This is a genomic window from Sphingomonas rosea, from assembly GCF_039538065.1.
Classification (GTDB): domain Bacteria; phylum Pseudomonadota; class Alphaproteobacteria; order Sphingomonadales; family Sphingomonadaceae; genus Sphingomicrobium; species Sphingomicrobium rosea.
Map to the genome: position 1 here is coordinate 1,501,979 of NZ_BAABBR010000001.1, position 12,402 is coordinate 1,514,380.

A 12,402-nucleotide genomic window follows, 5' to 3' on the forward strand; every position below is an offset into this window, starting at 1 on the left:
AGCAGCTTCGAGTATCTTGTAGATGGAAACTTCGGATTGGTGACAATTGCTATTGCCGGACTTGCATTCTTCCATATGTTCAGAGCGACGCGGAGTAGTCCGGCTTAGTTTCGAACATCTCTAAGAGGGAGGTTGCAAGTGGGTTCAGAACAGCAGCAGCAAGCTGGCGTTTTTCCTTGGGACGATAAGGCCACAGCTGAACAATTAGAGATGTTTCTGAAAACTCTGGGCACCACTGTGCAGGCAATTGGTGAGCTGATGCATCAGACGCCAAATGCGAACATAAAAGCGGCGTCTCTTCTTGTCTCTCGCCTTGGCAATGCCATCAGTGCCGAGGGGGACGGTGTTGCGCAAGGGTTGGATCCCGACGCAACGATAATGGAGATGATCGGTGAGATAGGAGGAGGTGCTCTAGGCAGTCTCGCTCTTGCAGACGCATCTATAGCTGTGATCGGCTCCATTTTGGGTAACCCTGCAGTCGCAGCCCTAGCCCTTGCAAATCCGGTCACAGCATCAGTCGCTGCGCTTCTTGTTATTGCAACGATGTCGTATGCCGGCAACGAGATTGGTGGGGCAGTTGGAGCTTTCGTATTGGGTCTTATTGAGTTCTATTTTGATCCAGATGCGCAAAGTGAAACAGCAGACTTACTGCGCGGTATCAGCGATCTTTTATCCCGTCTGCTATCTGATCCACTTGTTTTAGATCTTGATGGTGACGGCATCGAGCTGCTTTCCTTAAACAACGGTGTCACCCAGTTCGACATTGACGGAGATGGCGTGCTCGAGCGTACTGGCTGGGCAGCTCCCGATGATGGTCTCCTCGTACATGATCAGAACCTCAATGGGGTTGTCGATGGTGTAGACGAGCTTTTCGGCAACTCGAAAGTGGATGGCTTTGCTGAGCTCGCTCAATTCGACACAAACAAAGATGGCAAAGTGGATGGTGCGGACGAAAAATTCGCTGAATTGCGGATCTGGCGTGATTTAAACTCTAACGGTGTTTCCGAGCAGGGCGAGCTCCAGACCTTAGCTCAAGCGGGTATCGCAAGTATCAGTCTGAGCATTACAAATGCAGCTTCGGAGATCGCTGGGAATGATGTAAAGAGCTACGCAAATTACACCCGCATAGATGGATCTCTGCGAAAGATTGCTAGCATTGATTTTGCTGTGCAGGAGGTAAAAGCCACTTTGCCTGCTGACGCAGACATGTCCGATCTTATCACGTTGCCAAACCTAAATGGTCAAGATGGCCTACAAGACTTGCGTACAGCAATGTACTTTGACTCGTCACTGAAGCAGAAGGTAGTGGACCTGATTGCAGAGGAAAGTACTTTTGAAACCTTTGCTGATTTCCGTGACGGTGGATTTCTCGATGTAATTTATAAGTGGGCCGGCCTAGACGTCTCTTCTGCGAACGTTGTCAGCGAAGCCCCCATCTGGCTGCAAGCTTTGGCTAAATTCACCGGAAGACCACTGCTGGAACTATCTGAGCAGCAGATTGAACGAGTGGAAGTGGCTTGGGAGTCGCTGATCAAGCAGCTTGGCGTATCCTTCCTAGTGCAAGTGTCTCAGATCGATGGTTTGCGACCCCTCATTGAAGCGGCCGAATTATTCAAATCTCTCGATCCAAATTCCGAAAACTTTGAAACTGAACTTGAGGCCGCACGAGCGACAGTCCCTAGCCTTGAAAGCAGATTGTCCGATGATGGTTATGTTAGCCGCTTCAGCGGCTTAGCTTTCGATCGTATCACCGGTGCACTGATTGGTGACTTCGCGCAGATCGCGCGAGAATTCCTTGCTGAGCAACCGAGCTTCGGGACCTTTGGCTTTGCAGGCGGAGGTGGAGGGTCAGCGCGCCCTTCCATGAGCTTGGGTGAAGACTCGGGAGAGAGCCGCCATCCGTGGACGGCTTGGTACGAGGACCAGGGCTCGTTGCTCTTCCAGATAGCTCAGCAGATGGGACTAAGCGAAGAGTATGTTCTGAACATCACGGGGTGGAGGTGGCTAGCAGGGCAAGCGACTGATCACGATGGCACGTCCGGGAACGACGTCATCGATAAAACAGTGACTACCTACTACGTAACCATTGCTACTTCTGAGGCAATCACACGTGTTCCGGTGGAAACGCGCGACCAACGCATGTTTGGCTTGGGGGGTGATGATGTTCTTAGAGGGAATGACGGCGTTGACCGTCTGATTGGTGGAACTGGCAATGATCATCTCGAGGGTGGCTCGGGAAGTGACATGTACATCTACTCCAAGGGCGACGGAGCTGACCGCATCGTCGATGCAAGTGGAAGCGCCGATGCTCTCTTTTTCTCAACTGATCTAAAGTCATCCGATCTAACCATCACGCGTGTAGGAAAGACCGGGGATCTATTGTTGCAGTTCGGCTCTCCAGGTGACTCAATCGTTTTGACCGGACAATGGGGAACACCATCGTCCGCAATCGAAAGCTTTAACTTCGTTGGAGAGGTAACGCTTACCACAGCCGATATCGCGAGTCGCTATCTTCAGTCGTTGGTGACCAGTGCAAATGATCAAATCACCGGCTCTTGGGCAGACGAGATCATCTACTCCGGCGACGGCGATGACCGAGTGTCCGGCATGGAGGGCAACGACATCCTCTCTGGCGGAAATGGAGACGATTCCCTCGACGGTTACACCGGGCGCGACCAGCTCTACGGGGGAGCCGGGAACGACTACCTTTTCGGAAGTGACAATGAGGACGTCCTAGTCGGCGGGACCGGAGATGATACGCTTGTAGGTTGGCACGGTGACGACATCTATCGTTTCGATCGGGGCGATGGCCAAGACATCATCTCTGATAGTCATAGCGGCTTCGACAAGGTTGAGTTTGGGCCCAACATCCTTGCTTCGGACTTGGTCGTTTCCCAATCTGCCGATGGTGCAGATCTGATCATAAATTTTGTCGGAACCAGCGATCAGATCCGCCTCTCTCGCACCCTGGTTGATGGCGCCAACCGGATTGAGGAGTTTCGCTTTGCCGATGGCACTGTTCTGAACCACGCGCAGTTACTTCAGCTGGCCCTCACGCCGAGTGACAAGGCGAGTGTTCTTTGGGGTAGTTACAATGCTGAGGTGATCGATGCAGGGGGTGGCAATGATGAGATCATGGCCAGCGATGGAAATGATTATCTGATCGGCGGGACCGGTAATGATGTCCTGATCGGATGGCACGGCGACGACACTTACCGCTTCAATCGGGGTGACGGGCAAGACGTCATCTCCGACAACCACAGTGGTAACGACACTCTGGAGTTTGGCGCCGGCATTTCGCCCGCTGACATCGCGGTTTCACAGTCGATCGATGGCCGCGACCTGATCCTTAGCATCATCGGAAGTGATGATCAGGTTCAACTGTCTCGAACTGTCAGCGATGGCGGCAACAGGATTGAGAACGTTCGCTTTGCTGACGGCACGGTTTGGAGCCACGCTCAGCTGCTCCAGAGAGCTTACCTCGATAATGCGGGGAGTAACTCGTTCTTCGGAAGCTACGATGCTGACACCATTGCAGGCGGCGCGGGCAATGATGACATCAACGCCGGCGACGGGAACGATATCCTCATCGGAGGAGCCGGCAACGACACTCTCGTCGGATGGCACGGCGATGATACATACCGCTTTGCGCGAGGGGATGGTCAGGACCTTATCTCCGACAGTCATAGTGGCAACGACACACTTGAGTTTGGTGCGGGGGTCGCTCCGTCAGATATCATCGTCACTCAGTCTAACGATGGTCGCGACTTGATCCTCAGCATCGTTGGAACCAACGATCAGATCACTCTCATTCGAACTCTCACCGACGGCGGTAATCGGATCGAGAGTGTGCGTTTTGCTGACGGAACTGCCTGGAGCCACGCGCAACTGCTGCAACGGTCATACCTCGATAACACAGAGAACAATATTTTCTCTGGTAGTTACGATGGCGAACTAATCGCAGGTGGTGTGGGTAATGACGAGATCAATGCGGGTGACGGAAGTGACATTCTGATTGGTGGGAGTGGCAATGACACCCTTGTTGGGTGGCAAGGTGACGACACGTACCGTTTCTCCCGCGGTGATGGCCAGGATATCATCACCGACGGTCACAGTGGCACTGATGCACTGGAGTTCGGGGCCGGCATTGCACCCTCGGACATCTCGATCTTTCAATCGACAGACGGTCGAGACTTAATCCTCAAGATCGCTGGAAGTGACGATCAGGTCCGCTTGGTAGATACGGTAGTGGGCGGCGGGAATCGAATAGAATGGGTGCGTTTCGCGGATGGGACGAGCTGGAGCCACTCTCAGTTGATGCAATTGAGCCAAGCTCCATCGACCAACTCAACTCCAATCCTTGGCGACAGCTCTGCGAACAATCTTGCAGGCAGTGCTGCTAACGACACTTTCTACGGCCGCGAGGGTCATGACACGCTGACTGGCGGACTTGGCAATGACACCCTGTACGGTGAGGGGGGCGACGATACATACATTTTCAATCTTGGAGATGGGCAGGACATTCTCAGGGAATATGCGGGGGGCAGCTGGGGCGGTAACGACCGGGTCCTCTTTGGTGCCGGTATCAGCCCAGCGGATGTGATTGTCACACAGGCAGGGAATGGCCGTGATTTCCTGCTGAGTATCCGCGGAACCACCGACAGCGTTCTGATCGATGAGTCGATCGCAGACGGCGGCGGCTATCGAGTTGAAAGCGTCCAGTTTGCCGACGGAACGATCTGGAGCCATGCCGACCTGGTGAGCAAATCGCTGGTGACCACCGCCGGTGCTGATCGCCTTTATGGTAGTGGTGGCAACGAGCTCCTCGACGGGGGTGCCGGTAACGACATTCTGGACGCCCGCGAAGGCAACGACACGCTGCTCGGTGGAGCCGGCATCGACACATTATATGGACGTGAGGGCCATGACACGCTGACGGGGGGAACCGGAAACGATATTCTGTACGGCGAAGGTGGTGACGATACTTACGTCTTCAATCTTGGCGACGGGCAGGACATCGTCAGGGATTATGCGGGCGGCAGCTGGGGCGGTAATGACCGGATCCTCTTTGGTGCCGGCATCAACCCAGCAGACGTCATCGTCACGCAGGCTGGTAACGGCCGCGACTTCCTGCTCAGCATCCGTGGAACGAACGATAGCATCCTGATCGATGAAACAATTGCCGATGGCGGCGGCTACCGGGTCGAGAGTGTTCAATTTGCCGACGGGACGGTGTGGAGCCATGCCGACCTAGTGAGCCGATCGCTCGTGGCTACTGTTGGAACGGACCGTCTTTATGGCAGCGGAGGGGGTGAGCTGCTGGAAGGCGGTGCTGGAAGCGATGCCTTGGACGGCCGGGAGGGCAATGACAGCCTGTTCGGCGGTGCTGGAAACGACACTCTTAACGGGCGCGAAGGTCATGACACGCTGACCGGCGGACTTGGCAATGACGTGCTGTCCGGTGAGGGGGGCGACGATACATACATTTTCAATCTTGGAGATGGGCAGGACATTGTCAGGGAATATGCGGGGGGCAGCTGGGGCGGTAACGACCGGGTCCTCTTTGGTGCCGGTATCAGCCCAGCGGATGTGATTGTCACACAGGCAGGGAATGGCCGTGATTTCCTGCTGAGTATCCGCGGAACCACCGACAGCGTTCTGATCGATGAGTCGATCGCAGACGGCGGCGGCTATCGAGTTGAAAGCGTCCAGTTTGCCGACGGAACGATCTGGAGCCACGCCGACTTGGTGAGCAAATCGCTGGTGACCACCGCCGGTGCTGATCGCCTTTATGGTAGCGGTGGCAACGAGCTCCTCGACGGGGGTGCCGGTAACGACATGCTGGATGCCCGCGAGGGCAACGATACGCTGCTCGGTGGCGCTGGCAATGACACGCTGTATGGCCGCCAAGGCCATGACACGCTCACTGGAGGTACCGGAAACGACATCCTCTATGGAGAGGGCGGCGACGATACCTACCTTTTCAGTCGTGGAGACGGCCAAGATATCGTTCGTGATTACGGCGGAGATAGCTGGGGCGGCAATGACCGCATCCTCTTCGGTGCCGGCATCAACCCAGCAGACGTTATCGTCACGCAGACAGGGAACGGCCGCGACTTCCTTCTTCAGTTGAGTGGCACCGATGATCGAATTGTCCTCGACGAGACCGTTGTCGATGGTGGCGGTTACCGCATCGAGGGTGTCCAGTTCGCGAATGGCACGATCTGGAGTCATGCCGACTTGCTGAGAATGTCTCTGGCAGGAACGCCTGGAAGCGATATCTTGAGCGGCGACACGGGTGCCGACGACATCACGGGCGGAGGCGGTGATGACGTTCTTTACGGGCGTGAGGGTAATGACAATCTTCGGGGTGGGACAGGTCAGGACATTCTCTCAGGCGATGGTGGCAACGACACTTACTTCTTCAACGTCGGAGATGGTCAGGACATCATAAGAGACTACAGCGGCTCGAGTTGGGGCGGCCTTGATAGTATCCAGTTTGGCGCTGGCATTCTTCCAGAGAATGTCTCTGTGTCTCTGACGGACGGCGGGCGCGATTTGGTTCTGAAGCTGATCGGAACGAATGATGAAATCATCATCGATCAGACGGTCGTTGACGATGGCTACCGGATTGAAAACGTGAAGTTTGCGAACGGCCAGTCGTGGACGCACTCTGACATGATCACCTTCGCGAGCGCGCCGCGCTCTACCTCGCCCGTCCAATCCCAGAGTGCGACGTCCGAGACCCAGTTGTTTGACGAAGGACCTTCTACCTTTGTGCAGCAGCCTACGTTTGCGAATGACTGGTTAGTCATCTGACAGGCCAAAGGTGTTCTCTGGGCTGAGGCTCCTGTACTCAGGCCAGAGAACATCCTTACGACGTCTGCGAGAGTTGGTGGAATGCGGAATGGCCGCTTTCGGGCCTCACCGCTAGAAAGCAGACGTTCGCCGGCGAAAAGCTCCGGTCGACAGCTTAGCACTGTGGGGCGCTCGCGAGAGAAGGGATATTGCCAGGTTACAACGTCGACATCACACCCAGAGCGCGTACAGCCCCTGCCGTGAGCCACTTCCTGATGCTCAAGCAAGGGAACGCCGGTTGGCAGTTTATGGCGGAAAGCAGAATCGCCGCTCATGGCCAAAGCCGTCAGAGGGGCGCCGCCCGCCTGTAGGGAACAGGCCGACGGCCCCGCCCTGAATGCGGATGGTCGAGGCAATACTTGTAACCTTTGGAGGTCCGCATCCGAAGGAGTGAGGGACGGCCAATGAGGGCCGTTTGATCTGACAAGGACTGGCTCTATGAAGACCGCCATCTCGATCGCTTCGGCGTCCGCTTTCCTGACGCTCGCCGCACTTGCCGGCGCCAACGGCGCGCAGGCCGCCCCCGCCAAGACGGCGAGTGTCGAACATTGTTACGGCATCGCTCTCGCCGGCAAAAACGACTGCAAGGCGGGCCCAGGCACCAGTTGCGCCGGTACGTCGACCGTGGATTACCAGGGCAATGCCTTCAAGGCGGTGAAGGCGGGCACCTGCAAGGCGCTCGGTGGTTCGCTGACCGAGCGTCAGGGCAACACCAAACCTCAGCCGGCCCGTAGCTGAGTCGATGACCACGTCCCCCGCTTACGGTCTGCCGGCACGCGGTGGCATCGGTCTCAAGCCGGAGCATTTTGCCGACGTGCTGGCAGCGCTGGACCGGGGGACGGGCGTCGCCTGGGCCGAGGTTCACCCCCAGAATTACTTCGGCGCCGGTGGTCCCCCCCACCGGTGGCTGAGCGCCATGGCCGAGCGGTTACCGCTGAGCTTTCACTCGGTCGGATTATCCCTTGGCAGTCCGACCGGTTTGAACGAGCGCGAGCTCGACCAGCTTGCCCCACTGGTCGACCGGTACCGCCCGGCCATGGTGTCCGACCACCTCAGCTGGTCCGAAATCGGCAACGAACGATTTCCCGACCTTCTGCCGTTCCCGATGACCGACGAAAGCCTGGCGCACTTCGCGGTGCAGGTCGACCGGGTCCAGGAGCGGCTTGGGCGCACGATCCTGATCGAAAATCCCTCGCGCGTTCTCGCCTTTGCTGGCGATGCGTATGACGAACCGGATTTTCTGAATGCGCTTGCGCATCGTACCGGATGCGGCCTGCTGCTGGACATCAACAATGTCATCGTTGGCGCCACCAACCTCGGGTTCGATCCCGTCCGCTATATTGCAAAGGTCGATGCGGGTAAGGTCGGTGAATTGCATGTCGCCGGCCATACGGTGGAAGTACACGAAGACGGCGCAAGGATCGCCATCGACGATCATGGATCGCCCGTCAGCGAGCAATGCTGGTCCCTCCTTGCCTTCTTCCTGGATAGCGCAGGGCCACGGCCAGTACTGGTAGAACGCGACAATGCAGTTCCCCCATACGCCGAGCTGGTGGCGGAAGTGGCGAGGGCCGACGCCCTGCTGACGCGAGGGCTGGCAAATGCGGCCTGATCCGCAGCTCGCCTTGCAGACCGCGCTCCGGCGTGGGCCGGATTTCTGTCCCCCCGACCTGTTCACCGGGTCGGTGGCGGCCATCGTGCGCGGCCTCAGAGTCCACGCCAACACCATCGCGCACGCACGTCATGTCGCGCTTGAGCAAACCTATCCCAAGCTCCGGGAAGCGATCGGCGCCGAAGCATTCCACCGGGCGGCCGAACAGCATCTCGCAGGGGACGAGGTGCTCGCCCGCTCGCTCGACACGCTGGGAGAAGGGCTTCATCGCCATCTCGACCATGCCGGCGCACGCGACCTTGCGCGGCTCGAATGGGCGTGGTTGCTGGTTTATCATGCGGCGGATGCAACGTCGCTCGACCTTGGCACGGTGACCGCGCTCGATCCCGAGGCGCTGATCGCGCTGCGCGTTATTCGTCATCCCGCGACTCAGATCGTGGTTCACGAAGGCGACGACCGGCAGACGTTGCTGGCGCGGCCGGATGCGGAGGTCCAGACCACCGATCTCACGCCTGCCAGCGAAAAACTGCTCGACCGCTGTAACCAAGCGGTCGCGATGGGCGAACTCCTCAACGAGTTTGCACCGGCCGCTGTCCTTCACCTCATTTCGGCCGGCGCCCTGACCATGCCTGGAGACGTGTCTTGATTACCAACATCACGCGCCTCTACCGGTCGCTGTCGGGCGTCGTGCCCGAGGCAATCATGCTGCTGTTCGTCCGGCTGGCCTTTGCCGGCATCTTTTGGCGCTCTGGTCAGGCCAAGCTTGAAGACGGTACCTGGCGCATTAGCGAGGGCACCTATGGGCTGTTCGAGACGGAATATGCTGGCGTGCCACTGCCGCCGCATCTGGCTGCGATGATTGCCACATTGGCAGAGCATATCTTTCCGGTGCTGCTGATGATCGGCCTGGCCAGCAGGCCTTCGGCATTGGCATTGCTAGGCATGACTTTGGTCATCCAGTTCTTCGTCTATCCTGAAGCCTGGTGGACGGTGCACATCATCTGGGTCGCACTGGCACTGGTGATCGTGGTCCGCGGCCCGGGCTTGTTCTCCCTTGACAGCCTGGTCGTCCGAGGCGCGACGGTTCGGTCCCGTGTTCAGCCGGTCCTTGCTTGAGGATGGACGAGGACCTGCTTCGACGCTCCATGGCGTTGGCACAGGGCGGGGACAAAGCGGCGTATCGTTTGGTTCTGGACGCATCGCGGACCTGGTTGACCCGTTTCTTCGCGAGGCGGATCGCACCGGCGATGGTCGACGACCTGGTCCAGGAGACCCTCTTGTCGATGCATGCCAAGCGGGCGACGTTCGATTCCGAGCGGTCGTTCTTGCCGTGGCTGTCGGCAATCGCGCGCTATCGCTGGATCGACGCTCTTCGCCGGACGCGAGCGTTCGAGGAGCTGGAGGAGGACAGTGCGGTCGTCGCCGGTGAGGAGGACGAGGTGCTTGCCAGGCTCAGCCTTGCTCGCCTGCTGAACAGCCTGTCGCCGGCGCAGTCGAACGCCATCGTCCTGACGCGGATCGAAGGGAAAAGCGTCGCTGAGGCCGCGCAGATCTGCGGCCAGTCGGAGACGCTGGTTAAAGTGAATGTTCATCGCGGGCTGAGGAAGCTTGCCAGCCTGATTGAGAGTGAGTGACCATGCCGACCCTTGACGATCTGATCGTTGACCTTAGCCAAGGACTGCAGCCCGTTCGGCCGATCTCGCCTATGGGCGGGCAAATTTTGGTCGGCGTGCTGGCGCTGTCCACTCTAATCGCGACGGGAGCCTGGTGGGGCATGCGCGACGATGTGCTTGCCGCCACGCCGGCGCCGATCACCGCACTTTCCATTGGATTGTTCTTCTTGCTCGCGGTGGCCGGCGGGTGGAGCCTGACCCGCATGGCTCAGCCGCGCGTGGGAATGAGCAACAACGGTTGGCGCTGGGCGGTCGCCGCAGTCGCGGTCCTGCCTTCGATCGCACTTTTCCTAGCAATCCAAAGTCCAGTCGATCGCGTCTTTATGACTTGGGAGGGCGGCATCGGCTGTCTTCTTCGTGGCCTCGGCGCGAGCCTGCTGGTCGCGGTCGGACTGACGTTCTGGCTTCGTCGAGGTGCGCCCATGCGGATCAATGTGTCGGCGTGGCTGATCGGTCTGGTGGCCGGGGCCGTGGGCGCAATTGCGGTGGCGCTGACCTGCCCTGACGATGCTCTTACCCATATTGGCATCTGGCATGCTGCAGTGGTTGGAGCGACGGCTGTAGTTGGACGGTTGAGCCTACCACGCCTGCTCCGTTGGTGATCAGGCGAATGCAGTCCAACGTGGTAGCGCGTGAAGAGCAAGGAAGGGTGGGAAGCGGAACGGCGGCTTTCAGGTCCACACAGGAGAAAGCAGACGTTCGCTCGTGCGAAGCCGGTTCGACGGCTTAGCGCCCAATCCAGACGCAGTGTTGGTTGTCTAAAAGCCTCGGAAACGGTCAATCGTTAAGTAAGCTGCGAGCTAGCCTGTCAGAAAAGTTCCGGGGGCTATGCCTGTCTCGGCTCCGTCTGACTCGCTTCCGACTGCCCAGACGATATCGAACTGCGCTGTTTGCGATAGCGCTAATCGATGCTGTCGAAGGCTTCACGGATCCGATCAGGCGCCGAAGCATCGGCGTGTGTCTTCGCCCTTCCAAGGTTGCGCCGGCGGAGTTCGCTCGGCGAATAACCGAAAGCCTTGCGAAAATTGCGAAGCAGGGATGTCTGGTCGCGAAAACCGTAGCGGGCGGAAAGCTCGGCGAGCGTGCTGTTGTTGAGCGGATTGCGCATTGCCCGGTGCAACGCACGCAGCCGGCGCATGCGGTCGTAGGCGAGCAATCCGCCCTCACGTTCGAAGAGACGGTACACCACCGAACGCGACACCTTCAGCGCGTTCGTGATCCCTTCGACCGACAGGGTGCCGGGCGGCTGAGACGCGATGTAATCCTTGGCGGCGACAAGCAGGGGTGACTGCGTCGACCGGTGCGCCGCTCCGGAAGCCCGAAGCGCCGCCGCGGTCAGGTCCCGCAAGATTTCGGCGTAGAGCGGCGCGCTTTTTTCCTTACCGAAAGGAAAGAACGCGATCATGTCGCAGGCAATTTCCTGCAGAAGGTCCAGTTCGGGGCAGGCCTTCAGCGGCCCCTGGTAATCGATCGGTCCGGCCCGCTCCTCGAGGAAGTCGCGGGAGAAATAGAGCATCAACAGCCGGACCCGGGTGGAGGTGACGACGCTCGGCTGTGCGGCATCGCGCAGGAAGCAGGCGGGCGGGTGCAACACGCTCTTCCCGTCGTCCGCTTCGAACGTCATCGATCCGTCGAGAATCTGCACATACTGGATGTAATCGGCATCCACCGCATTCACGAGCTCGCGGTCCCGCACGGCGACGAAGGGATCCACTTCGGTCAGGCACATCTGCAGCGCGCCCAGGTTCCACATGTCGCCGCGGTTGTAGAAGGGGCCCGGGTTCGGCTGCGACAATCGCGCGCCGCGCGTATGCGCCGCCCAATAAGCGAATTGCTCGGACTCGGGGACCAGGGTGGTGTCCATGATCACCCTCGGGATCGACTCGGGCGGAGCGGCCTCCATCGCGTACCTCGCAACTCGAATGGAATAATGGGACGTAAGCGGGATCTTTCGTTTCGTAAAATTCCCATTGGGGGCGAGAACGTGGAGGATCGGCGGCAGGTCCCGTTTCGAAGCGCCACGCAAATTAGCCGGAATCCCGGAAGAGCAGGCTCTGCGTCCCAATCGACCGATGGTAAGCATCTGAGCCGCCGTGTTATATTGTTGTATAACAAAGGTTAGGCTATCGCGATGTGCGGGGGCGAGCGTGGTGTGGCGCTCCCGGGGGGAATGCGTCGAACGGTACGAGTAACGTTGTTCAAGGCATGGTGGGAGCGCCCTGATCAGCCAGTCCTGGTATCTCATTCGTCATTGGAATT

8 protein-coding genes are annotated in these 12,402 nt (G+C 58.5%); 7 read left to right on the plus strand and 1 reads right to left on the minus strand.

Going from position 1 to position 12,402, the window contains the following annotated elements; translation table 11 throughout:
• The first annotated feature begins 138 nt into the window (after nucleotides 1-138).
• From ABD693_RS07550 to ABD693_RS07580, 7 genes are all read left to right on the plus strand, one after another.
• Complete coding sequence (locus ABD693_RS07550) at nucleotides 139-6,819, plus strand: calcium-binding protein (protein ID WP_344696415.1); 6,681 nt, start codon at nucleotides 139-141, stop codon at nucleotides 6,817-6,819.
• A gap of 477 nt (nucleotides 6,820-7,296) precedes the next feature.
• A complete protein-coding gene (locus ABD693_RS07555; protein ID WP_344696416.1) occupies nucleotides 7,297-7,596 on the plus strand; it encodes a BufA1 family periplasmic bufferin-type metallophore in 300 nt (99 codons plus the stop codon).
• A gap of 4 nt (nucleotides 7,597-7,600) precedes the next feature.
• Nucleotides 7,601-8,470, plus strand: coding sequence for an MNIO family bufferin maturase (bufB, locus tag ABD693_RS07560; protein WP_344696417.1), 870 nt, complete (start codon nucleotides 7,601-7,603; stop codon nucleotides 8,468-8,470).
• A 13-nt stretch (nucleotides 8,471-8,483) separates the two neighbouring features.
• On the plus strand, nucleotides 8,484-9,116 hold the full coding sequence (locus tag ABD693_RS07565) for an HvfC/BufC family peptide modification chaperone (RefSeq protein WP_344696418.1): 633 nt from the start codon (nucleotides 8,484-8,486) through the stop codon (nucleotides 9,114-9,116).
• Entirely contained in the window at nucleotides 9,113-9,586 is a 474-nt protein-coding gene (locus ABD693_RS07570) for a DoxX family protein (protein ID WP_344696419.1), read from the plus strand. Before ABD693_RS07565 ends, ABD693_RS07570 begins: the two co-directional genes overlap by 4 nt.
• 2 nt (nucleotides 9,587-9,588) lie before the next feature.
• Nucleotides 9,589-10,104 carry a sigma-70 family RNA polymerase sigma factor gene (locus tag ABD693_RS07575; RefSeq protein ID WP_344696420.1) on the plus strand — a complete coding sequence of 172 codons (516 nt, stop codon included), beginning with the start codon at nucleotides 9,589-9,591 and terminating at the stop codon, nucleotides 10,102-10,104.
• A 2-nt stretch (nucleotides 10,105-10,106) separates the two neighbouring features.
• Nucleotides 10,107-10,745 carry an NrsF family protein gene (locus ABD693_RS07580; RefSeq protein ID WP_344697594.1) on the plus strand — a complete coding sequence of 213 codons (639 nt, stop codon included), beginning with the start codon at nucleotides 10,107-10,109 and terminating at the stop codon, nucleotides 10,743-10,745.
• Nucleotides 10,746-11,044: 299 nt separating this feature from the next.
• On the opposite strand, the gene ABD693_RS07585 is transcribed toward ABD693_RS07580, so the two are convergent.
• Nucleotides 11,045-12,007: an AraC family transcriptional regulator gene (locus ABD693_RS07585; protein ID WP_344696421.1), complete on the minus strand. Its 963-nt coding sequence runs from the start codon at nucleotides 12,005-12,007 to the stop codon at nucleotides 11,045-11,047.
• Nucleotides 12,008-12,402: the final 395 nt, after the last annotated feature.

What these genes read in the sequence shown, in the direction of transcription:
- ABD693_RS07585 (WP_344696421.1), bottom strand. Translation starts at nt 12,007, where the DNA reads ATGGACACCACCCTGGTCCCCGAGTCCGAGCAATTCGCTTATTGGGCG.
- bufB (WP_344696417.1), top strand. Translation starts at nt 7,601, where the DNA reads ATGACCACGTCCCCCGCTTACGGTCTGCCGGCACGCGGTGGCATCGGT.
- ABD693_RS07555 (WP_344696416.1), top strand. Translation starts at nt 7,297, where the DNA reads ATGAAGACCGCCATCTCGATCGCTTCGGCGTCCGCTTTCCTGACGCTC.
- ABD693_RS07580 (WP_344697594.1), top strand. Translation starts at nt 10,107, where the DNA reads ATGCCGACCCTTGACGATCTGATCGTTGACCTTAGCCAAGGACTGCAG.
- ABD693_RS07575 (WP_344696420.1), top strand. Translation starts at nt 9,589, where the DNA reads ATGGACGAGGACCTGCTTCGACGCTCCATGGCGTTGGCACAGGGCGGG.